Genomic DNA, 22729 nt, shown 5'->3' on the forward strand with positions numbered 1-22729 from the left:
GGAGCTCGCATCTTCCTGATTGTTGAACCCCTTTAAACCTTCTCATTGAAATCGTGGCGATGCAGCAAACATTTTTCTTACACTGTTTGTCTCGATATTTATCTTTTGTCGCTACTTCAAAGGCTTGAAGAGGCATTTAATCAATCCTTGTCTATACTGAACCTGAATAATGATAAATAGTATGAATGGTTTCAAAGATAGTTAAGGGGGCTCTATGCGCAAGGCAACACGGTTCAGCATTTTGGTTATTGGAGTGGTGTTAGCCAGTACGGTTTATGCGCTACCCGTGCCGGAAGGTGACCCTATACTTTGGGTCTCTGGAGATATAACTCAGTCCAATAGTGCTGATGGTGTGGAATTTGATTCTACAATGATAAAGCAACTTGAGCATGGGGTGATTAAGACCAGTAACCATGTTGTGTCTAATGTCGTTGAATACCAAGGGCCAACATTGAGCGCCTTACTGGATTATGTCGGAGCGCAAGGCTCGACAGTAAAAGTGATAGCTTGGGATGAATACGTTGTCAGTATTCCAGTATCAGACATCAAGAAGTATGGTGTCTTGCTCGCGACACACGAAGATGGTATTAAAATGACCATCGATGACAAAGGCCCATTTTTTGTTGTTTTTCCCTTCACCGACCATCCTGAAATACAAACGGATCTGTTTTACAGTTTATCCGTGTGGCAGGTTCGAGAGATTGTTATTGAGTGACCCATATGGAGAGGTTTTGGAATAGAGGGCGCCATTTTGTTGTGGTTGTTGCAGCGCTGTGCGCTGTGCTTATCGTGGTTATCGGCTACGTTTTCTATTCTGTTTCAGAGATCAAAAACATTGCCTCTGAACCTTATGTCACCATCATTAATAACAACATCTCTGCTAAAACAAAGCTATTATTTGTCAAATCTGAAGTACTGTCTTTCTCGGCACTAAAAAATAAGAAAAACCTGTCAAAGCTCAAGTTTACATCCCGAGTTTATAAGTCGAGTATCCTACAGGATCTTCTCGCGGAGAGAACACAGAGAGTGCATGCCAAATTTGGTAACTTAGAGGAGCTTCAGCAAGTCATTGCTGAGATTACATCTGTCTTTGATGCTATCGACAAACTAACGCAGGCAAGCGGCGAGGGTACGGATCAAGTCGTGGAACAAATTGATAGTACCTATTCACGCTTGAACATTTACCTAGCAGATTTTGTTGCTGAGGTACAACGTCAGCAGATTGAGTTTCTCGATTTCAAAGAGTCTTTCTATAACAAACAATATGTCTACTTAGGCATCATTTTCTTATGCTCTATGCTGATAATTGGTGTTATTTCTAGGATGTATTTGAGTCAGATTCAGCTAGCTAAAGATTTAGAGGAAAGAACTAAGGTTATGGAAGAAGCGAAGCGCAATGCTGAGCAGAGTTCTATGGCTAAAGCACGATTTCTTGCCAACATGTCACATGAAATGCGCACTCCCTTGAATGCGATTATCGGTTTGAGTCAGAAAGAATACTACCAAGCTTCTGATGAGCAAACCCAACACTTTCTCTCAATGATTAATAGCTCGGGAGAGCACCTCCTCAAGCTGATTAATAACGTTCTAGACCTGAGCAAGATAGAGCAAGGAAAGTCCAAGCTAGAAAGCGATGAGTTCTTTATTAGTGAACTGATAGATGTGTCCAAAACGGTATTCATTAACTTCGATAAGCAGCAAGGTGTGGATGTATTCTTCTCAGCATTTTCAGAGCGAAACTACAAAATAAGATCGGATAAAACCAAGCTTGTACAAATCATCAACAACCTCGGCTACAACGCGCTCAAATTTACGGAGTCAGGCCATGTTGATATTCAAATATCCCTTAATTCGCAAGCTGAGAAATTGAATATTGTTGTTAGAGATACTGGGATTGGTATGAACCAAGAGCAGTTAGACAAAGTGTTTCAAGAGTTTACTCAAGCTGATGACTCTATTACCCGAAAGTACGGAGGCACGGGGCTTGGGTTGCCAATATGCCAGTCCCTAATTTCTTTATTAGGGGGTGAAATCAGTGTAGAGAGTTCGTTAGGGAAAGGCAGTGAGTTTAAGGTGGAAATACCCGTTGATGTCATTGAGTCAACTCCACTATTAGAAGATAACCGAGCAACGGGGGCAGTGAGAGTGATTGCGGATAACGATGATGCGGCTGATTTTATTATCGAAGAGTTAAATAGGGCAGGGTTGTACGATCCTCAAGGGTCGACGGTGTTGTGTTATCTGAGCTCAAATGACACGCTGGAAACAACATTGAAGCACGCGAATTGCCCTGATGAAGCAAAGCTCATTGTGTACGGCAACATTGATATAACGTTGCCCACGAGAAAAAATATGACCCTATTAAGTAAACCTTATGACTTGTTCAGTTTGCTTCATTGTCTCCCTGTACTTGATCAAGCGGATTTGCTACCACAAAAGAATACGATACCTGAGGAAGACGCTTCGGGGGTATCCGTCATGTTGGTTGAAGATATTCGCATGAACCAAATTGTTGCTCAAAAAATGTTGGCGACCTTGCAAGCCGATGTAACAACAGTTAATAACGGCCAAGAGTGCATCGATTTATTGAGCCGAGAGCGGTTTGACATAATATTCATGGACATACAAATGCCGATAATGGATGGGTTAGAAGCCCTTAAACAGATAAAGCAGGATAACCTAGCTCCAGATACTGCGATTATTGCTTTGACCGCCAATACATTTGATAGTGATGTACAAAACTATTTAGAGCAAGGGTTTGATAATGTGCTTTCTAAACCATTTAAGTTGGAATGGTTGAAGGGGATGTTAGAGATATACGCATAAGGAATGGTAAGCGCCTCTTGCACAGAGGCGCTTAAGGCTAACTAGCAAACTTTTTTGCGTCGATGCGTCCTTCTGCATCATAGGCTTTCTCGCCATAGATGTATGTCTTAGAAACAGTGCGGTCATCGCCAAGGCTCATCAGCACAAACAGCTTTTCTTCCAAGGTTTTGGCCTGTTCCATACGGAAGCGCATCAGTTGCGTTGCGTGTAAATCCAGTACGACAAAATCCGCTTCTTTACCGACTTCAAGGTTACCAATTTTGTCTTCAAGGTGGAGTGAACGTGCGCCGCCCAGTGTTGCTAAGAACAGCGATTTCAATGGATGCAGTTTCTCCTGTTGAAGCTGCATGATCTTATACGCTTCACTCATCGTCTCAAGAATCGAGAAGCTGGTGCCGGCGCCGACATCGGTGCCCATACCGACGCGAACCCCATGCTCTTCCAGCTTAGGCAGTTTGAACAGACCAGAACCGAGGAACAGATTCGATGTTGGACAGAAGGCAATTGCCGATTCAGTTTCCGCCAAACGCTGACATTCACAATCAGAAAGATGAATGCCGTGAGCAAACACAGAGCGTTTATGCAGCAGACCGTAATGGTCGTAGACATCCAGATAAGAGTCGCGCTCTGGGAACAGCTCAAGTACCCATTCAATCTCTTTCTTGTTCTCTGAAAGGTGGGTATGCATGTACACATCTGGGTATTCTTCCAGAAGTTTACCTACAGTCGCCAGCTGTTCAGGTGTGCTAGTTGGAGCGAAACGAGGCGTAACCGCATAAAGCAGTCGGCCTTTGTTATGCCATTTTTCAATCAGCTCTTTAGACGCTTCATAACCAGATTCTGGCGTATCGGTCAGGTAGTCTGGCGCGTTGCGGTCCATTAGAACTTTACCTGCGATCATACGCAAGTTGCGGCGCTCTGCCTCTTCAAAGAACACGTCGACCGACTCTTTATGTACTGTACCAAACACGAGTGCTGTGGTGGTGCCGTTACTCGCTAGCTCATTGAAGAACAGCTTCGCGACTTTATGCGCGTAAACCGGGTTTTTGAAGCGTCTTTCTTCTGGGAAGGTGTAGTTTTCTAACCAGTCGAGCAGTTGCTCACCGTAAGAGGCGATCATGCCGGTTTGCGGATAGTGAATATGGGTGTCAATGAAACCCGATGTGATCAGTTTGTCTTCATATTCGGTGATGTTGAGATCGTTTGGCTGCCTTTTAAGCACCTCTTCTGTCTCACCGATATCGATGACGTGGCCATCTTCCACTACGAGAAGACCGTCGTCAAAAAACTGATACGAGTTTTCCAGTCCGACGTCTTTTGGGTCAGCAATACTGTGCAGAAGGCTTGCACGATAAGCTTTGCGTTGAGTTGTCATGTTTACTTCCTTTAAAGGCCCTCTTTCGGGGCTAGGCGATTTTCTCTTCCAATGATGAATCGCTCAGTTGTTCTTCTTTACTGTGTGGCGTAGGGCGCTTCTCTTCAAGCTCCATTCCCTGATAGTGTGCGATGAGTTCACCCGCAACCGATACCGCAATTTCAGCAGGATGTTTTCCATTCACCATGCTGATGCCAATTGGGCAAATCATCGTATTGATCTGTTGCTGGTTATAGCCGCGCTGCGCCAAACGCATGTCGAATTTTTTGCGTTTGGTTAGCGAACCTATCATGCCGAAATACACACTGTCGTCGCGATCAATGATGGCCTTGGCCAACTCAAAATCGAGCTGATGATTGTGCGTCATGACCAGATAGTAGCTGTTTGGTGACATGTCACGCACTTCAGCGACCGGATCATCGCTCACCAGTTTGGTTACGTTACGAGGGAGTTCGTCAGGGAATACGTCTTCACGCTCATCAATCCAAGTGACACGGAAAGGGAGAGTCGAGACGATATGCAAAAGGGCTTTGGCAACATGGCCAGCACCGAATACCACTAGATGTTTTTGCGCGGTTCCAATTGGCTCGAAGCTCAGTGTTGCCATTCCGCCACAACACTGACCTAAACGAGCCCCGAGATTAAAGCGCTCCACTTTCAGTGAACGTTCGCCCGCGAGTAGCATTTCACGCGCCATTTTGGTGGCGATGTGCTCCAGATGGCCGCCACCAATGGTGGCGATCAAACGGTCGCGAGTGACCAACATTTTTGTGCCCGCATCCCGTGGCACTGAGCCACGGTCTTCCAATACGGTCACCATCACGCAAGGTTCACTGTTTTTCTCTAGCTGTGCCAGTTCATGAATCCAATTGTCCTTAAACATACGTCTCTCCTTGAACGGTAAACCCTTGAATAACCGCTTAAACCTCTTGCGTGTTCTGTTTTGCCACTTGTTGTTGCGTTTGCGTTACCTCGTTGATTGCCATCAACACACGCTCTGGTGTTGCTGGTGTATCTAATTTAGGTATAGCACCTTCAACGGCAACTGAGGCAATGGCATCTTTCAGTGCACTCCACACTGACATGCCGAGCATGAATGGCGGCTCACCGACAGCCTTGGAGTTAAACACGGTATCTTCTGGGTTGGCTCGATTTTCCAGAAGGTGAGTGTGGAACTCGATAGGCATATCGGCGATCGCCGGAATCTTGTAGCTGGCAGGCCCGTTGGTCATCAGACGACCTTGTTCGTTCCAGATCAGCTCTTCTGTGGTCAGCCAGCCTACACCTTGCAGGAAGCCACCCTCGACCTGACCAATATCAATTGCCGGGTTAAGAGAAGCGCCTACATCGTGCAGGATGTCTGCGCGAAGAATTTTGTATTCGCCTGTCAGGGTATCCACAATGACTTCTGAACAAGAGGCACCGTACGCGAAGTAGTAGAACGGACGGCCACGCGCTTTCTCATGGTCATAGTAGATTTTTGGTGTGCGGTAGAAACCTGTGCTCGATAGCGACACTTGGTTGAAATAGGCCAGCTGAACAAAGGCTTCGAAGGTCAGGATTTCATCACGAATCACGACCATACCGTTTTTGAACACCACTTCTTCTGCTGACACTTTGTAGTGACTGGCAGCGAAGTCGATCAGACGCTGTTTAATGGTCAGTGCGGCGTTCTGGGCGGCCTTACCGTTGAGGTCGGCGCCCGATGAGGCCGCGGTTGGTGATGTGTTCGGTACTTTGTCTGTGTTGGTAGCGGTGATTTGGATACGTTCAACATCTACTTGGAACTCCTCAGCAACGATTTGCGCCACCTTAATGTTCAGACCCTGACCCATCTCCGTACCACCGTGATTCAAATGAATACTGCCATCGGTGTATATATGGATGAGCGCACCAGCCTGATTCAGGAAAGTCGCAGTGAAAGAAATACCAAATTTCACTGGTGTGATCGCCAGACCTTTTTTAAGGATCGGGCTTTGCTTGTTGAATTCAGCGATGGCTTTACGGCGAGCGTGATAGTCACTGCTTTGTTCAAGTTGCTCAGTGATTTCTGGCAGGAAGTTATCTTCAACTGTCTGGTAGTAATGAGTGACGTTACGTCCCTCACCACCGTAGTAATTCGCTTTACGGACTTCGAGTGGATCTTTACCCAGATAGCGGGCAATTTCATCCATGATATGCTCAATGGTCATCATCCCCTGCGGGCCACCAAATCCACGGTAAGCCGTATTCGACGCCGTGTTGGTTTTGCAGCGGTGACCTGTCACTGTAGCATCACCCAGATAATACGCGTTGTCTGAGTGGAACATGGCACGGTCAACAATCGAGCTTGACAGATCCGGAGAGTAACCACAGTTACCCGCTACGATGATGTCAGCCCCTTCAATGACGCCATCATCGTTAAATCCGATTTTGTACTGGTTGTAAAATGGGTGACGCTTGCCCGTCATGGTCATGTCTTCCATGCGAGGCAGACGCATCTTAGTTGGGCGTTTAGTCAGGTGCGCAATGACCGCAGCCATACACGCTGGCGCTGCGGCTTGCGTTTCTTTACCCCCGAAACCGCCGCCCATACGACGCATGTCGATCACGACTTTGTGCATCGAAACCCCAAGTACTTCGGCGACCAGCTTTTGTACTTCAGTTGGGTTTTGTGTCGAGGTATAAACTATCATGCCACCATCTTCAGTTGGCATCACGCTGCTGACCTGAGTCTCAAGGTAGAAGTGTTCCTGACCACCAATCTCCAGATCGCCTTCAATCACGTGTTTTGCTTTGGCGAGTGCAGCCGCTGAGTCACCGCGTTTTTGCTGGTGGCTTTCAGTGACAAACAGCTCTTTCTCAAGCGCTTCTTTTACGTCGAGTACTGGCGGTAGCGCTTCGTATTCAACAATGGCGGCTTGCGCGGCTTTGCGCGCCGTTTCCATATCATCGGCGGCAACGGCAAGTACTGGCTGACCGTAATATTGAACCAGACCGTCAGCAAGTAGTGGATCACCCGGCAGAATGGCACCGATATCCAACTGGCCCGGTACGTCTTCGTGGGTGATGGCAATCGCAACGCCTTCAAATTCGTAACACGGCGAAACGTCCAGTTTGGTGATTTTTGCGTGAGCTTGGGTGCTCAGGCGTGCATACACATGCAACTGGTTAGGGAATTCTAAGCGGTCATCAATGTAAACCGCTTCACCTGTGACCTGCTTCGGGGCGCTGTCGTGTTTTACGCTTTTACCAACGCCGGTTTTCAGATCCTGCTTTACGATGGCGACCATCTCTTCTTGAGTCATGGTCTGATGATGTGCGTTAGACATAAGACGTTACCCTTGTTTCGATCTGGTTGTTGTGATGAGTCTGCTCGATGTAGAAGCGACGCAGCATGTTCGCTGCTGTCATTGAGCGGTACTCCTTGCTGGCACGGAAGTCACTCAGTGGCTCAAAATCGTTATGGATTTCAGCCATCGCGGCATCAATGGTCGCTTGTGTCCATTCTTTGCCTAATAGCGCATTTTCACAGTGCGTTGCACGTTTTGGCGTTGCCGCCATACCACCGAAAGCGATGCGGGCATTGATAACTTTATTGTCTTCAATCTCAATATTGAATGCGCCACAAACCGCAGAAATATCGTCGTCTAGACGCTTGGAAAGCTTGTAAGCACGGAAGGTTTCGTTCGCTTTTGATTTAGGAATAATCACTTGCTCGATAAATTCACTTTCCTGCTGAGCGGTGACTTTATAGCTGATGAAGTAGTCTTCAATCGGCAAGATTCTGGTCTGCTTACCACGGCGCAATTTCACTTGTGCATTCAGTGCAATCAAAAGCGGCGGCGCATCACCGATAGGAGAAGCATTACCAATGTTGCCACCCAGTGTGCCCTGGTTACGAACCTGAAGAGAAGCAAAGCGATGCAGCAGCTCACCAAAATCAGAGAAATGTTGAGTCAGAAGTTGGTAGGCATCGCTGATCGCAACGTTAGCTCCAATGTGCAGAGCATCGTCACTTTCTTCACACACTTTCATGTCTTCAACCAGATTTACGCTGATCAACGTTTCAATCTCGCGGTGGAATTGGGTGACTTCAAGAGCCAAATCAGTACCGCCAGCAACCAGCTTGGCCTTTGGATTTGCAGTGTAAATTTGAGCCAGTTCGTCAATGCTACGAGGGATATATGCTGTTAGGTTGCCTTGGCTCAGACTGGCTGGTTGTCCCTGAAGAGCTTCTAGTCGAGTAATGGTCTCTTTTTCCAGCTCAACAAACTGGTCCATCAAAGGTTCATCAGAAGCCAGAGACAAAGCGGCGTCAACAATAGGGCGGTACCCGGTACAGCGGCATAAGTTACCCGCCAGAGACTCCATGACATCTTCCTTGTTCGCCGCAGGTTTGTTCTTGCTCAGAGCAAACATCGACATGATAAAACCTGGAGTACAGTAACCACATTGAGAACCGTGGAAATCGACCATCGCTTGCTGAGTCGGGTGAAGCTTGTTTTTGTTCTGCAAGTCTTCAACGGTAATCAGCTGCTTACCATGTAGTGCGGATACGAACGTCAGACAGGAATTCACCGAGCGATACTGAAGTTGGCCTTCGACCGCTTCACCGAGTACCACGGTACAGGCACCACAGTCGCCCGAGCCACAGCCTTCTTTAGTACCTGTTTTTTGTACGTGTGTTCTCAGGTACTGCAGCACTGTCATATTTGGTGACAGCTCACTCTCTTGTCTGAGTTCTTGATTGAGTAGGAAAGTAATCAAGAGACCTCCTTGTGCATTGACACTATTGTTCCAATAATAATTTTCTGACCTTTGGGTCAATAATTGGATAATTTGACTGTAAGGTCAACTTTAATTTTACAATATTGCAACATAAAATGACCGGTAAAGGTGTCATTAACAAGAGTGGTGGCAAAGTAAGTCTATGAATTTAATGATGTTAAAGTTTGTTTTGACGTGAAAAACTTTAACGTAAAGAAATTTAATGTTGTATTTTATTTTGTGTACAATCTTGATGGTGAGAAACAAAAAGTCCGGCAAGGCGCCGGACTTAGGTAATGCAAAATCAGCTGCTTATTTGTTCTTCAATAGATCCGAAAAGACGACATGTAGGTCGTTTGAAGCAGCATTACTATCAAGGTTTAACTTGGAACGGATATGAGATAAGTGCTCTTCCATTAGGCTAATAGCTTGCTCGGCATCGCCAGATTCAATCGTATCTAGCAACTGAGTATGCTCATCCTGAGAACAGTTTGAATGGTTGCCAGTTTCATACTGAGCAATCAGCAATGACGTTTGCGACACTAAGCTTCTCTGGAACGCGAGCAGTGGGGCGTTGCTTGCCATCTCGGCCAGCTTAATATGGAATTCCCCAGACAGTCGAAGTCCTTTACCGTAATCACCGTTATCGAAAGCCTCGTTTTCTTTCTCTACTAAACGTCGGCATTCCTCTATCTTTGGTGCGGTTGCATGTTCAACGGCAAGCTCAATAATGGCAAGCTCCATGACTTCACGCGCTTTGATTATTTGTTTCGCTTCTTCTTTGGTCGGTGCTGATACCATCGCGCCGCGATTCGGCCTGATACTGACCACCTGTTCCATCGACAATCGGAGCAAAGCTCGGCGTATGATGGTTCGACTCACGCTGAAGATCTCTGCTAAAGCTTCTTCATTCAGTTTGGTTGCTGGTGGCAACCTTTGTTCAAGTATCGCATCGAAGATGTGGCAATAGACCACGTCATCCTGCGTTTGACCGGCGACTTTTGTTTTAATGTTTTTCGCCACAGAATTTTTTAGATTTGCCATAGGCGGCTTGTCACCCTCAACCTATTTATTTCCCTAATAAAACAATGATACTGCACTTTGTATACACGTGGCTAGCATTGTCAAGGTCGATAACCACAGAAGTGAAGTATAAGGCGCAAAATTCTCACCATTTTTCTTGCGCGATTGTTAATAAAGTGTTTTACTCGCGCCCCTTTTTGAAACTGATATTCAGGGAGTTGCTATGCACAAGATAAATGTTGTGGGAACCAGTGGCAGCGGCAAGTCAACTTTCAGCCGTCAACTAGCACAAACACTGAATTATCCGTACATCGAAATGGATCGATTATTTTGGAAAGCTGACTGGCAAGAGTCGAGTGATGATGAGTTTTTTGCTCAGATAGAGGAGGCCACTCAGCAGCCGTATTGGGTGCTGGACGGTAATTACAATCGTAGCCGTGAAATAAAGTGGAAAGAGGTGGACACGGTTATCTGGGTTGATTACTCAAGGTTAAGAACGCTGTATCAAGCAGTGACACGAGCAGTGTATCGCTGCTTGACGCAAAAAGAGCTGTGGCCAGGGACAGGGAATACCGAGAGTATTGTGAAATCCTTTTTCAGCCGTGATTCAATCATTCTATGGACATTGAAAACGTACCATTCTAATCGCCAACGCTATCTAGCAGATATGACAAACCAGCGTTACCAGCATATTCGTTTTATTCGTCTGACTAGCCCTCGACACGCAAAACGGTTTTTGCAGCAATTAAGTTGAGCATCGAAAGGAATCAATTCATTTCGATTTGGGCAGGGCTTACGCAAACCCCTGCCAGTACATTTAGTCCATCAGACTTTTTGATTTAATCGCTTTCTTGGCCAGTTCTTTAGCAAATTCACTGATATCGGCTTCGAAGGCTTCAACGCTCTGGCGAATGTCGTCCAACTGTACGGTCTCCATTTCACCTTCATGCATGATGACCTGCCCGTTGACGATGGTGGTTGCAACATTGCTTGGGTTAGCTTGGTATACCAAGGTCGCGTACGGGTCATAGTTTGGCATCATGTTCGCAGACTGTGTTTCTACAATAATAATGTCCGCTTTTTTGCCAGTCTCCAATGAACCGATCTGGTCTTCCATATGCAGGGCTCTTGCGCCGCCGATGGTAGCCAGCTCAATGGTTTGTTGGGGAATCATGATGGTACGGTCGTTATGCTTCAGCCTTTGCATGTTGGCGGAATAGCTGAGCGTACGCCAGAGATCGACTTGATTGGAGCTCATTGGCCCGTCTGTACCCAGCCCCATACGTATACCAGATCGATACATCTCCCATGCTGGGGCAATACCTGTTGCACCTTTGGCGTTGGCCATTGGGTTGTATGACACACCTGCATCAGCCTGTTTGATCAACTGTTGATCTTGTTCTGATAGGTGGACGGCGTGAGCCAGAACGGTGCGTTCATCCAGTGCGCCAATTTGTGCTAGGTAATCAACCGGAGACTTGGCGTTGGCTCCTCTTTGATACGCTCCTGCTCATTCGGGAACTCGGCAACATGGATCAGTACAGGTACATCATGTTGTCTTGACAGCTGATTGATCTGCTGAAGCTTTTCTTTACTAACGGTATAAACGGCATGTGGTGCGTAAGCTGGAGTGATCAGAGGATCATTTTTATAGGTATTGATAAAGTGTTCCGAGTATTCAATGCCACCATAGGGTTCTTTCGCATCGACTACGGGAAACTTAATTACTGTCTCACCTAATACCGCGCGCAGCCCCACTTCTTTGGTCGCTTTGGCCATTTCATCCATATGGTAATACATGTCGGCATAGGTCGTTACGCCACTTTGAGCGAGATCGATAGTGCCAAGTTTTGTGGCGTTATAAATCAATTCACGGCTGAGTTTTTCGCCTTCTAATGGGAAGAAGTAGGCAAACAGACGATTGGAAATCCCTTCTTCGCCAAGGCCACGAAAGGCTATCATTGGCAAATGGTTATGAGCATTAATAAAACCAGGTAGTACAATACCGTCGTCTGCATCAATAGTTTGTTTTGCTTGGTATTGTTCAATTAGTTCCTGCCCACCAATCGCCACAATGGTGTCATCTTTAATGACAACGACACCATTGTCGATCACGTCCATATCGGCGTTAATGGTCAGAACTTGACCGTTGGTGATCATCAGATCAACTTGGTTTTCTGGTGTTAATTGAGCACAGCCAGAGAGAAGAGTTGCTGCAACAGCAATCGAGAGTGTTTGCTTTTTCATGGATGCCCTGAAACCTCTTTTCGAAACGTATCGATAGTAAGAGAAAAAATTATCTGTGTGTAAAAAAGCGCGTCAGCCTAACACTGAAATATGACAGTTTTAGGTCAGCGCGGTTACCGAATTGAGTAAAGTATCATTGCTTAAAAATAACAGGCTTGTCCATGTGTCGGATCAAAAAATGCCAGTCAGCAAACACTGACTGGCATTTATGTGTTGAGGTGCTGAATTAGTAGTTAGCTTGGACACTGACGCTGCTAAAGCTAGTGTAGCCATTAAGCATCACGTAGTAGCGACCGTTTTGAGTGCTAGACACTGTACACGTCTCACTGTTGCCGTAGCGATATGGGCGGCAGTCCCAAGAACTAGTCGTTGGTTTGGCGCCAAAGCGAACGTAGAGATCGGCATCACCTGTGCCACCGCTAGTGGTGACAGTCAATGTCTGACCGGCAGTCACGTCGATGTAGTAATGCTTCTGCTCACCGCGGCTACCGCTGATACCAGTCACTGGTGTGCCGTTAGTCAGTTCACCATCTGGAGAAGGCGTACCACAATCTGGTTCACAACCACTGTCAGTTTGGCTGTATAGCAGCTTATTCACGGTACCTTTAGTATCACTGACTTTGTTTACGCTCGCACGTTCGCTGATCAGTGTTGATACTTGAGCAGGTGACAGTGAGTTGTTTTCTTGTAGATACAGAGCTGCGACACCTGCTACGTGAGGCGTTGCCATGGATGTACCACTGATGGTGCGGTATCCGCCATCGTACCATGCGGATTTAATGTTTGAACCCGGTGCAAATACGTCGACACAGCTCCCCCAGTTGGAGAAACTCGAACGACTATCGCTGCTGGTGGTTGAGCCTACAGTCACACCGCTAGGTTCGCGAGCCGGTGAGGAGTTACAAGCGTCAGCGTTGGAGTTACCTGCTGCGAGCATAAAGCTGATGCCTGATTGAACAGCGCTGGCAACTGCTTGATCAAGCGCTGTTGAGAGACCACCACCTAAGCTCATGTTAGCGACCGATGGGCCAGAAGCGTTTGCCGCTACCCAATCCACACCGCCAATGACGCCTGAAGTCGTACCTGAGCCACTACAACTCAGTACGCGCACACCTACGATATTGACGTTTTTCGCCACACCGTATTGTGAACCACCAATCGTTCCCGCTACATGAGTACCGTGGCCGTTACAGTCGGTGGCATCATTGTCATTGTCAACGAAGTCATAACCAGAACTCGCGCGGCCACCGAACTCGACATGAGTGTTGGTCACGCCGGTATCGATCACATAAGCGGTCACACCTGAACCATCGTAGTTGTAGGTGTAGCTGTTGCTGAGTGGCAAATCACGCTGATCGATTCGGTCTAATCCCCAAACTGGATTGGTTTGAGTTGCATTGGCAGAGACAACTGGGTCAAGTGAGATGACTTGGTCTTGCTCAATAAAATCAACTTGTTGATCAGCACGAAGGGCTTTCAATTGCTCAGCTGAAAGGGTTGCAACAAAACCGCTTAAAGAACGATCATAGACTTTATCGATCTTTAAAGCGTGTTGGCTGGCTAAACCAGAAACGGTTTGCTGAGTGAACTGTTGAAGTGCTTGGGCGTCATTGCTGAGCGTCATCGGCTGCTTGAGAACGACGATGTATTGGTTTTTAATTGCGGTCTTTGCTGACGCTGTGACTAAAGGCGCGAGCATGTGGTTGTCTGATGTGATGGCTCCTCCCTCGTTTTGTTGTGCTAGCCCCGAGGTTGAGATCACTGTAAGAGTCGAGGCGATACAACAACTTAATAATTTCTTAAACATATTGTCTTCCTTTGAATTGTAAAAGAGAGTGTTGAACATGGCCTACTACAAACTACAAGCATGCAAAATGGGTTCTCATGGTTCGAAGAGAACCTGATTACAATTTTCAAACTATGCAAGTATTCATGTTGTTGCATATTGTTGTTTTAGTTAATCTAGAAATCTGCGTGTGGTTTATAAAATTATTGAAATTGACTTATTACTATTTCTTGAATGATGGGATAGGAGTCATAAATGAGAGCTTTTGCTCTATTCGGTGGAATCTACGTGCTAAGGCAATAGTGATTTATTTTGGATGACGGGTTTGCAGAAGGCCTCTGTTAGATAAGAGGCCTTACTGAGGCTTAAATCAATTGCTCAGTGTTTATCAATGGAACACGTATAGAGATAGCATGAAGGGCGATATTATGAATCATTTCATCAGTGGTGGTGCAACAATCGGCTAGCACAGATACTTCATATTGCTCTGCTGCTTTGGAAATCGCAGTATGAGTCACGCAGTTTTGCGTCATCATGCCGCAAACAATCACTTCAGTTACCCCATGCTTTTTGAGCACATTGTCTAGCTCTGTTTGTTCAAAGCTGTCCGCGAAAGATTTAACGACAATATCCCCTTCCGGCGCGCTCGCGAGGATCTCTGAGTGGATATCTGCACCTGTACTACCTTGGTTGAAAAAGGGTGAGATACCCATAGCAGGGTCTGCAATATGCTGAATGTGAATCACAGGAATCTGTTTATATTGGGCTTTTTTAATCGCCGCTTTGATATTGGTTAACGTGTTCTCTGTGTTCCAAAGAGGGAATTTCCCGTTTGGAAAATAGTCGTTTTGTAGATCGATGACGAGTAGTGCTTTCTGGCTCATTTTGCCTCTCCTGTTTGGTATCGCTCAAAGTAGAGTCATTATGGCGCTTTATTTTTTGGCTTTTTAGAGTCTAAAATGACACAAATAATGCTAAAAACGACATTGTATGCCTAAGATTAATATTGCCGTATTTAACTATCCTTTTGCTCTCAAATCGGCCGTGTTTGGTTTTGAAGAGCTTTTTCAGTTAGCCAACCGAGCATGCCGTGAGAGTGAACTTGAGACGGAGTTCAAAGCGCACATTATTGACGCGTGTAATATGCCTCCCAGGCAATTTGATGTCGTGCTACTCCCGCCTAGCATTGACGATCAGTTCTACCGAAAACCAGACGCACCAGTACTCGAATGGCTGGTTGAGCAACACCGACGTGGCAGTGTGATTGCGTCGGCGTGTGCTGGCGCGTTTATCTTGGCGGCGTCAAGGATTGGTGGACAAAGGGCTCTGACTACCCATTGGGGGTTAGCTGAGACCTTTAAGTCACAGTATCCATTGCAGCCCATGGAGATAAATCAAATTTTAATTGATCATGGCGATGTGATTACAGCTGGCGGCATGATGTCTTGGTTGGATCTCGGACTGGAGTTGGTATCCAGGTATGCTTCACCACAAATCATGCGACAGCTGGGTAAGATGTTGGTCATAGATACTGCGCCAAGAGAACAGAGGTTTTATCAGCAATTCACGCCATCATTCTCTCATGGTGATATAGCAATTGTTGAAAGTCAGCACAGAATTAGTGCCTGCTTTTCTAGGACAGTGTCGGTAAAACAATTGGCTGTTGAAGCAAACTTGACCGAAAGAACGTTTCAACGTCGATTTGTGAAAGCCACTGGCATGAATCCAAACCAGTATTTGCAGCGAGTACGGGTGCAGAAGGCTTGTGACTACTTGGAAGGTTCAACTCATTCTTTTGAGTGGATAAGCCATCAGGTAGGTTATGAAAACGCGAGTGCATGTCGCAGGGTATTCAGTCAGATAATGGGGCTGACCCCGGGGGAGTTTCGTCGGCGCTTTAGACGATAAATAAAAAGCCCGCAATGATTGCGGGCTTCTGGGAGCTGGAGGGTTACACCTTAAATCTGTCTACCAATTCGTACAGCTCATTGGCGCGTTGATTCAACTCTTGGCTGCCTGAGCGGTTTTCGTTGGCCAGTTCAGCCGATTGTGAGCTCTGGTCGGAAATCACCACTATGCGCTGTGAAATTTCCTGACCAACCAAGCTTTGCTCTTCGGTTGCGGTTGCGATCAAAGAGTTCATATCCATGATGGTTCCAATGGACTCCTGAATTTGAACCAGTGCTCGTGCCGCAGCGTTCGCTTCTTCAACGGTGCTTGCCCCTCTTTTCTGGCTTGACTCCATCGCTCTGACTGCGTCATCTGATGCCGCTTTCAATTGCTCAATCATTTGGTGGATCTCACCAGTACTGTCTTGGGTACGACTGGCTAACTTACGCACTTCATCAGCGACGACGGCAAAGCCACGACCTTGCTCACCAGCACGTGCGGCTTCAATTGCAGCATTGAGTGCCAATAGGTTGGTTTGCTCGGCAATATCTTGAATCACCTCAAGAGATGAGGAAATATTCTGCACATCGCCTTCAAGACGTGAAATGACACCATTCGCCTGAGACACTTCTTCGGCAAGGGCTTCAACAGATTGCGCGGCAGAGTTCACTATTCCCTGAGCTTCTTTCGCGTTGTCATCGGCCTCTTTAGCAGAGTGTGCCGCTTGGCTAGCATTGTTTGAGATTTCGGATGCCGTTGTCGTCATTTCAGTCATTGCGGTGGCGACTTGCTCGGTTTCTTCACGTTGGCCTGATGCTAACTCGTCCACTTTAGCGGCCCGGCTAGACATGTTGCTTGTTTCTGCAACGACTTGCTGGCCGACATCACTCACGCTGCGAATGATGGTTTGTAAGCTGGCAACAAATGCATTGAAGTTGTTACTAAGCTGGGAAAACTCTGGTGCTTTAAAGTCTTCCATGCGGGCGGTGAGGTCAGCGTCTCCGCTGGCAAAAGAACTGATCGAAGCATCGAACAGTTCTAGTGGTTTCAGGATGGTTCGGTTCACGGCCACGGCGAAGGCGGCAACGATACCCGCGATCACGATACAGAACAAAATGATGGCAGAAAGGGTTTCCTGTAGCGCTTCCGTGGTCGCATTCTCCATTTCAGCCACAATGGCATCGATGTCGTCGGTATAGAAACCTGTACCTAGCATCAAATCCCATTCAGGAATAAATATAGAGTAACTCAGCTTAGGTAATGCTTCGGTTTCTCCCGGTTTAGGGAAGTAGTAAGTGGTGAACTCACCTGTTTTAGCGTTACGGATAAGATCTTGAATTAGGTAATTACCTTGCTTGTCCTGTAGGTTCCAGAAGCTATCACCAATACCTTTAGAACTTTGACCTTGTACTCTACGGATACCTTTAGAGTCATAACCAAATACATAGCCAGTTTTACCGTATTCTAATGTTTTTAGAGTCGGGTACGCTTCTTCTAAGCTGGCACCTCTGTCGAGAAAAGGTTGAACGGCAGATTTCGCCATTTGGAGATAGTTTCTCAGTTCCGCTTTCTTCATGTTCATCATGTTGGTGCGGGTAACTTCGATTTGCTGATCATTGAGTTCACTGGTTTTTACGTAAGTAAATCCAAGCATGCCTATTGCGATGACCAGTAAAGGAATAAGCGCCAAAATATATAGGCGACTTCTAATCGTTAGACTCATACAAACATCCTGTCTCTGAAAGGTCTTTGGCGTTTTTACATTGTCAGAGCTGCATCTGGCATGAAACGCCTGTTGTTATTAATTTGGGCTATACACGCTAAATCACTCTTTTAACAAGCAGAAGAAGCGTATTCGCCCAAACGTTTATACTTTAAGACTAGCCAATTTATCGACGCAGGACTGTGAATCTTGATAGGTTAATTAGTGTTTAATGCTTGGTATTCGTTGTGTTTTATCTGAAACATTGACCGGAATCGCATTTCCGCTTTCCAGTCAGCAACTTAGAAATGGTGTATCGGTTGTCAGCAAATTTGATATAGCACCAATCAGCAACTGGACGGATGAGTCTCCAACGCAATGGTGCGTACAACCAGCCTTTGCCAACCAGTTTCCATGCACGATAAGTTACGTCTAAGCCAAGCAATAGCCTTCCATTATTATCCAGTGCGTGAAGAATTTTAGCCGCACGTTGAGCGTCAATATCTGGATAATGTAGAAAGTTGTCGGAGTGAATATCAACCAGCATCAAATGCTGCTGGTTGTCGTAGTGTGCAAGGCGTTCCATTTCTTTCACACACAGTGGGCAGGTACCATCGTAGAAAATCGTAAGTTGAGTCATAGGTTTATCCTTTTTTCATCTTCTACGTATACGCGACTTCATTGATCAGCCACAGGCTCTTTTAGATAAGTGTGCCAGTTATCGCTGAGCGACTGGTACTGGAAAACACAAAAATCTTTTCGATCAGCCAAGTAATCATTTTCTACTTCATCGAGCAAGTTGCTGTGCTTTTCAGGGTTACTGCCGTAAACCAAACATAAAGTTGAGAAGTAGCGTTGCAAGTCAAAACTATGTTCATCGATGTATTCACCAAAGTCGTAGTAATCTGGCCTGTCATCGGACTCAAAAGCAAACATATCGGCAGCGCTGATAGCGGCTTCATCACCATCGTCTAAATATTCGATCATTAAAATCGCAGCAAAATTGTCTACGGCATCCTCTTCTTTACCGAGAATAGGAATGTTCTGATCGGCGATATAAGCGTGCCCGGCCTCATGGAGTAGAGTATGCAAAACCGTGTCCATCGCTCCAAATTTTGCCTCTTTACCGTACTTTTCGTCGTACTTGTTCTTGATAAAGTAATTCAACGCTTCCTGATAGAATTGATAAGGCATATGCACCGTGTGCTGTTCTGGATCATAAAGTGGCCCGTCTTTACTACCATATTGAATGGTTAACGTCTTGTTGAATGGAAACAGCGTATCTGACAGCTCTATTACGGTATCGTTGACTCCGCTTGCTTCAAGGTCTGCCTTCATTTGCCCTTCGGCTTGGTTAACGGGCGGCAGATATTGGATCTGAATGTTCTTCTTAGCGGCATATGTCGCCGGCGTGCTCGCTGTCGTCATAACAATAATAGCCAGTGGGAAAAAATGTTTAAACATAGGCAAGCTCAATCTGTCTGTGTGTTTAATACGCTGAGTCAATATTGACATAAAAAACGTTCCTTTGCGTTGAATCGCGCTTCGAAAGGAGACTTGTCTATGAAAATGATCGTTAAATGTAGTATTGAGGTATTTTACTCAAACTGATTCTGAGTGACTGCAGAAAGTCAGTAAAGATTACGACCAAAAACTCTCCTAACGACTAAAATTAGGGCAGCGAGTCAGCTTGTGCTACACTCGCCGCCCTTTTCTGTTTCAATGAGATCAATACCATGAGCACTAAGCAAGAACTTCAAAACCTTCACAATCGTCTGGACAAGTGTCAGCGTAAGCTGGATGCGGCGAAAGCTCGTGGTGATCAGGAAATGGTGACTAAGTTCACTGACGAAGCAGACAAGCTAAGCAAAAAAATTCACGTGATGAAAAGCAAACAAAAATATGACATGAACAAAGAGCGTAAGAGCTTGATTGACATGCCATTCTCACGCGCAATTACGAAAGAAGAACAAGCAGACATGGGCAAACTGAAAAGGTCAGTCAAAGGTCTAATCGTGGTTCATCCAATGACTAAACTGGGTAAAGAACTGAGACTTGAAGTCATGACAGGCTACGCACCGAAAAAATTCTGATTTCCAGATATTCCAGATAACTGAAAAAGCGCCGTAAGGCGCTTTTTTGTTATTGCTTTCCGTTATTGAAGGAGGCTTAGTGAATATCGAGTTTGCTAAGCAATGATGGATATCCCCAACCATTTTCTCCGACTTTAACGTCATCTCCGGTCAGATATTGATACAGAGTCGGAGCCAGAGAGCCGTTCTCCTCACTACTCAGTGGCGTAGCTTGTTTGCCAATTGGAGCGCCCCAAAATCCGATAAAGGCGTCCTTCTCCAAATAGCTTTCGCCCGCATGGCGCCCCGGCACTTTGGTGTTGTAACCAATCCCTTCCCGAGGGAACAAATTTACTGTACCTGCTCGCGGTTCGGCGTAAAGCTTGGCGAGTTGTACCACTGAATCAGGCCGAGGCGTAAATTGGGTCAGCTCGCGCCATTGCTTTTCGTCACACCAGCTCTGTGGGTTGGTGATATCTGCACGATTGACACATTTAGCGACTAACTGAGCAAACGTCTCAAGCTGTGCCTGATCTGGCGAAGGCAGGTAAGGATTGAGTTTATTGACTTCCAGTAACGCCGTTTTGCTATTGGCTTTGTAAAAATAGCGCTCGCCTTGTTTGATGATGAGTTCATCAACTCGTGTGCCGTCACGCTGAGCGACCAAACGTACCTGACACTCTGTCTCATCGCAGGTTGATTCTCTGACGACTAAATAGTCGAGGCTATCTGCCAGTTTTTCGATTGACTCGGTAATGATATCCAATTTCTCTCCTTGCGGAGCATTCACGGGTGCCCAGTCGGTCAGCTCTGAATAGACTGGTTGTGTTTGCCAGCCCGATTGCGAATTAAACATATCCATCATGAAGTTACCGCCAGCGGTAGAGGCTACCACCACATCAACACCTTGGTTACTCGGATAATTTAATGCATTGGTGATCTTTGGTCCTTCGCCTTCATCAGATGAGATTTTCTTGATCACTAGAGGGTAGTCGAGTGATGCAGAAAGCGGCTCAAAGATCGCTTTCTCCGGATTTAAGGTGTAGTAGACCGGAGATAAACCATGGTCCCCCGCCATTCCCCACAGTGTCTGCTGATAAATGCCGGCGTTCTTGTACGCTTGTTCAATTTGACGTATCCAATAATCGAGGCGGTTGAGTTCACCTGTTGGCATAATGATTTCATCGCTAAAAGGGCCAACAAAGTGGGCAAAGTGATCCGGCCATGGATTGTATATCAGGGCGTAATCTGGCATCCCTTGTCCATCAAGTTCTGCATAAGTAGTGATGTCTTGTTCAATCTTCCATTTACGGGTCAACTTGGTGTAGAAGTCCCACAGCGGTATCTCTTGATAGCTTTGAATGTTATCGATGAGGGACTGACGCTGCTTGGTTAGCACGTTTTCTACTTCGGCTCTTTCATTCAGCTCTCTCAAACAACGTTTCTCACCAAAGTCACGCAGTGCTTCGCCTGCGCCAAGGTTAACCAGACCGTCGTAACTGGTGTGAGCATTCCAGTCATATTGGGCGTTACAGTTAAGCGTTTTCAAGTGAACCAGTCGGTCAAACATGGTCTGAACCTGATTGGCCTGCATTAAGCGATCAAGTTGAAGGGCATCATTACCAAAGAAGTAATAGGCTCTGTCTTCGTTTCGGTCGACAAAGTGGAAATTCGGGATTCCTGTTCCTTGTTCGCCAGAGACCTTTGCCCCTGTTTTGATGATAGGCAGGTTTCTTACGCTAATCGTCGGTGTGGAAGAGATACCTACCCGAGCAATCGAGTCGATATGGTTTTGGTAAAGTCGCTTGAAGAACGGTAAGTAATATGGGTCACGATACGTTTGTTCTGATAGAACCTGAAGAAAACGCATAGATTGAACGTGCTCTGGGCTGCTTGTTGCGACAGGGCTGCCGAGCTCAGTACTCTTGGTATGTTGCTGGTAAGCGTGGGAAAGAAAAGGCTTATCTGGATCAACCAACCCTTCGATTAACCCTTGTTGCAACCCGTCGACCGTTACCTGAACAGCAAAGCGGCGGTTCTGCTGGGACTCAAGAAACTCAACTGCTTGTTGAGGGTGATCGTCAAACGCGTTTTGTAGCCAGTCATTGAGGCGTTCTTGTCTCTCATCCTGATAGACAAACTGACGATAGGCTTTCAGCACATTGAGACGCACAAAATCAATTAAGGTAATGGTCAGCGCTTGTGCTTTGTTATTCGGTTCGCTGGCTCTGTCAGCTGCACCATCGGCCACAATGCCGAGTATGGCCTGTTTCATGTCGCCCTCTTCCATCCCCGAGGCGGCTTGTTGCATGATGCCAACCACGATAGGTTGAATTTTGGCGACCAGTGCTAAATCCTCAGGTGATTGGGTTAGATATGTGTATTGCTCAGGCAGGCGGTCCATATCTTTCCATTCACCAATCTGCACCAAAGCGTCATATACGGTTACCATGGCTGCCATAAACTGACCATTAATTTGGATACCTTCTTGGTGAGCTTGATCCTTGGCGTGTTGCTTAGGCTGTTTTTTGACCTTCTTTTCTAGAGTAAAGAGCGAGTGCTCAAAGCCTTTCAGAGCTTGCTCGTCATACACAGTTTGTAGGTAGGCTTTAAACTCATCGTCACTGCTGATTCCCGTGTAGCGATCATAAAACTGATAAAGAAAATAGCCGAGAGGAATGGAATAAGTCGGATCAGCGATCTGTGCCATGACTCGACCTTTCGTTCTTGCATCAAGTGGCAATGTCAGTAGGTAGGTTTCTAGAGTCAGTCCGCCAATGGTAAACAGAGTCGTATCACGAGCAAAGCGCGTCGAGTAGGACAATGAAGAGGTGATTTGATTTTTCAGTACTTCTGTTGAGTTAAATAGCCCACCGATCACTGGGGTATCACCGATGTCGGCGTAAGCCGAGCTCATAGGGGTAAGGGCTACCACAATTGCAGCAGGAAGAAGCCGTTTTCTCAACCAAGCCATTGTTTATATCTCATTCATTATACTGATGATTTTCATTCTGGCAGGCTTATGGGAGAGTGCAAGAATAGGCTGACCAAAGCTTTGA

At 46.2% G+C, this 22729-nt stretch carries 16 protein-coding genes and 1 pseudogene; 5 read left to right on the forward strand and 12 right to left on the reverse strand.

Annotation, left to right across the window (positions count from 1 at the left end; all coding sequences use genetic code 11):
• Positions 1 to 214 precede the first annotated feature (214 nt).
• A complete protein-coding gene (locus L1D31_RS04085) occupies positions 215 to 715 on the forward strand; it encodes a hypothetical protein (protein ID WP_239835783.1) in 501 nt (166 codons plus the stop codon).
• A gap of 5 nt (positions 716 to 720) precedes the next feature.
• Complete coding sequence (locus L1D31_RS04090) at positions 721 to 2826, forward strand: ATP-binding protein (RefSeq protein ID WP_239835784.1); 2106 nt, start codon at positions 721 to 723, stop codon at positions 2824 to 2826.
• Positions 2827 to 2863: 37 nt separating this feature from the next.
• On the opposite strand, the gene guaD is transcribed toward L1D31_RS04090, so the two are convergent.
• The 5 genes from guaD to L1D31_RS04115 form a co-directional block, all read right to left on the reverse strand.
• Positions 2864 to 4201, reverse strand: a complete 1338-nt coding sequence (gene guaD / locus L1D31_RS04095) for a guanine deaminase (RefSeq protein WP_038156756.1) — start codon at positions 4199 to 4201, stop codon at positions 2864 to 2866.
• Positions 4202 to 4232: 31 nt separating this feature from the next.
• A complete protein-coding gene (gene xdhC, locus L1D31_RS04100) occupies positions 4233 to 5084 on the reverse strand; it encodes a xanthine dehydrogenase accessory protein XdhC (RefSeq protein ID WP_171747545.1) in 852 nt (283 codons plus the stop codon).
• Between the two features lie 37 nt (positions 5085 to 5121).
• On the reverse strand, positions 5122 to 7512 hold the full coding sequence (gene xdhB, locus L1D31_RS04105) for a xanthine dehydrogenase molybdopterin binding subunit (RefSeq protein WP_021455261.1): 2391 nt from the start codon (positions 7510 to 7512) through the stop codon (positions 5122 to 5124).
• The gene (gene xdhA, locus L1D31_RS04110) at positions 7505 to 8950 is read right to left on the reverse strand and encodes a xanthine dehydrogenase small subunit (RefSeq protein WP_275666048.1); all 1446 of its coding nucleotides are present in this window, start codon (positions 8948 to 8950) and stop codon (positions 7505 to 7507) included. Before xdhA ends, xdhB begins: the two co-directional genes overlap by 8 nt.
• A 312-nt stretch (positions 8951 to 9262) precedes the next feature.
• Positions 9263 to 9994 carry a GntR family transcriptional regulator gene (locus tag L1D31_RS04115; protein ID WP_239835785.1) on the reverse strand — a complete coding sequence of 244 codons (732 nt, stop codon included), beginning with the start codon at positions 9992 to 9994 and terminating at the stop codon, positions 9263 to 9265.
• Positions 9995 to 10196: 202 nt separating this feature from the next.
• Between L1D31_RS04115 and L1D31_RS04120 the strand changes: the two genes are divergently transcribed.
• Positions 10197 to 10727, forward strand: a complete 531-nt coding sequence (locus L1D31_RS04120; protein WP_239835786.1) for an AAA family ATPase — start codon at positions 10197 to 10199, stop codon at positions 10725 to 10727.
• A 63-nt stretch (positions 10728 to 10790) separates the two neighbouring features.
• On the opposite strand, the pseudogene L1D31_RS04125 reads toward L1D31_RS04120, so the two are convergent.
• From L1D31_RS04125 to L1D31_RS04135, 3 genes and pseudogenes are all read right to left on the reverse strand, one after another.
• A pseudogene (locus L1D31_RS04125) lies at positions 10791 to 12220 on the reverse strand (amidohydrolase).
• A gap of 226 nt (positions 12221 to 12446) precedes the next feature.
• Positions 12447 to 14027 carry a S8 family peptidase gene (locus tag L1D31_RS04130; protein WP_239835787.1) on the reverse strand — a complete coding sequence of 527 codons (1581 nt, stop codon included), beginning with the start codon at positions 14025 to 14027 and terminating at the stop codon, positions 12447 to 12449.
• A gap of 344 nt (positions 14028 to 14371) precedes the next feature.
• Positions 14372 to 14890 (reverse strand): cysteine hydrolase family protein, encoded by a 519-nt coding sequence (locus L1D31_RS04135; RefSeq protein ID WP_239835788.1) that lies wholly within the window; start codon positions 14888 to 14890, stop codon positions 14372 to 14374.
• 106 nt (positions 14891 to 14996) lie between these two features.
• Here L1D31_RS04135 and L1D31_RS04140 point away from each other — a divergent pair, with 106 nt between their 5' ends.
• On the forward strand, positions 14997 to 15914 hold the full coding sequence (locus tag L1D31_RS04140; RefSeq protein WP_239835789.1) for a helix-turn-helix domain-containing protein: 918 nt from the start codon (positions 14997 to 14999) through the stop codon (positions 15912 to 15914).
• Between the two features lie 43 nt (positions 15915 to 15957).
• On the opposite strand, the gene L1D31_RS04145 is transcribed toward L1D31_RS04140, so the two are convergent.
• From L1D31_RS04145 to L1D31_RS04155, 3 genes are all read right to left on the reverse strand, one after another.
• Positions 15958 to 17619: a methyl-accepting chemotaxis protein gene (locus tag L1D31_RS04145; protein WP_239835790.1), complete on the reverse strand. Its 1662-nt coding sequence runs from the start codon at positions 17617 to 17619 to the stop codon at positions 15958 to 15960.
• Positions 17620 to 17851: 232 nt separating this feature from the next.
• The gene (locus tag L1D31_RS04150; RefSeq protein WP_239835791.1) at positions 17852 to 18238 is read right to left on the reverse strand and encodes a DCC1-like thiol-disulfide oxidoreductase family protein; all 387 of its coding nucleotides are present in this window, start codon (positions 18236 to 18238) and stop codon (positions 17852 to 17854) included.
• Between the two features lie 38 nt (positions 18239 to 18276).
• A complete protein-coding gene (locus L1D31_RS04155; protein WP_239836373.1) occupies positions 18277 to 19062 on the reverse strand; it encodes a DUF4344 domain-containing metallopeptidase in 786 nt (261 codons plus the stop codon).
• Between the two features lie 272 nt (positions 19063 to 19334).
• Here L1D31_RS04155 and L1D31_RS04160 point away from each other — a divergent pair, with 272 nt between their 5' ends.
• Entirely contained in the window at positions 19335 to 19691 is a 357-nt protein-coding gene (locus tag L1D31_RS04160; RefSeq protein ID WP_239835792.1) for a YibL family ribosome-associated protein, read from the forward strand.
• 76 nt (positions 19692 to 19767) lie between these two features.
• On the opposite strand, the gene L1D31_RS04165 is transcribed toward L1D31_RS04160, so the two are convergent.
• Positions 19768 to 22644 carry an alkaline phosphatase family protein gene (locus L1D31_RS04165; protein ID WP_239835793.1) on the reverse strand — a complete coding sequence of 959 codons (2877 nt, stop codon included), beginning with the start codon at positions 22642 to 22644 and terminating at the stop codon, positions 19768 to 19770.
• Positions 22645 to 22729 lie beyond the last annotated feature (85 nt).

Source organism: Vibrio sp. Isolate23 (assembly GCF_022398095.1).
Classification (GTDB): Bacteria; Pseudomonadota; Gammaproteobacteria; order Enterobacterales; family Vibrionaceae; genus Vibrio; species Vibrio coralliilyticus_A.

Bases quoted from the DNA above. Each gene is read 5' to 3' on its own strand.
- L1D31_RS04085 (WP_239835783.1), top strand. From the start codon at position 215: ATGCGCAAGGCAACACGGTTCAGCATTTTGGTTATTGGAGTGGTGTTA.
- L1D31_RS04090 (WP_239835784.1), top strand. From the start codon at position 721: ATGGAGAGGTTTTGGAATAGAGGGCGCCATTTTGTTGTGGTTGTTGCA.
- guaD (WP_038156756.1), bottom strand. From the start codon at position 4,201: ATGACAACTCAACGCAAAGCTTATCGTGCAAGCCTTCTGCACAGTATT.
- xdhC (WP_171747545.1), bottom strand. From the start codon at position 5,084: ATGTTTAAGGACAATTGGATTCATGAACTGGCACAGCTAGAGAAAAAC.
- xdhB (WP_021455261.1), bottom strand. From the start codon at position 7,512: ATGTCTAACGCACATCATCAGACCATGACTCAAGAAGAGATGGTCGCC.
- L1D31_RS04115 (WP_239835785.1), bottom strand. From the start codon at position 9,994: ATGGCAAATCTAAAAAATTCTGTGGCGAAAAACATTAAAACAAAAGTC.
- L1D31_RS04120 (WP_239835786.1), top strand. From the start codon at position 10,197: ATGCACAAGATAAATGTTGTGGGAACCAGTGGCAGCGGCAAGTCAACT.
- L1D31_RS04130 (WP_239835787.1), bottom strand. From the start codon at position 14,027: ATGTTTAAGAAATTATTAAGTTGTTGTATCGCCTCGACTCTTACAGTG.
- L1D31_RS04135 (WP_239835788.1), bottom strand. From the start codon at position 14,890: ATGAGCCAGAAAGCACTACTCGTCATCGATCTACAAAACGACTATTTT.
- L1D31_RS04140 (WP_239835789.1), top strand. From the start codon at position 14,997: ATGCCTAAGATTAATATTGCCGTATTTAACTATCCTTTTGCTCTCAAA.
- L1D31_RS04145 (WP_239835790.1), bottom strand. From the start codon at position 17,619: ATGAGTCTAACGATTAGAAGTCGCCTATATATTTTGGCGCTTATTCCT.
- L1D31_RS04150 (WP_239835791.1), bottom strand. From the start codon at position 18,238: ATGACTCAACTTACGATTTTCTACGATGGTACCTGCCCACTGTGTGTG.
- L1D31_RS04155 (WP_239836373.1), bottom strand. From the start codon at position 19,062: ATGTTTAAACATTTTTTCCCACTGGCTATTATTGTTATGACGACAGCG.
- L1D31_RS04160 (WP_239835792.1), top strand. From the start codon at position 19,335: ATGAGCACTAAGCAAGAACTTCAAAACCTTCACAATCGTCTGGACAAG.
- L1D31_RS04165 (WP_239835793.1), bottom strand. From the start codon at position 22,644: ATGGCTTGGTTGAGAAAACGGCTTCTTCCTGCTGCAATTGTGGTAGCC.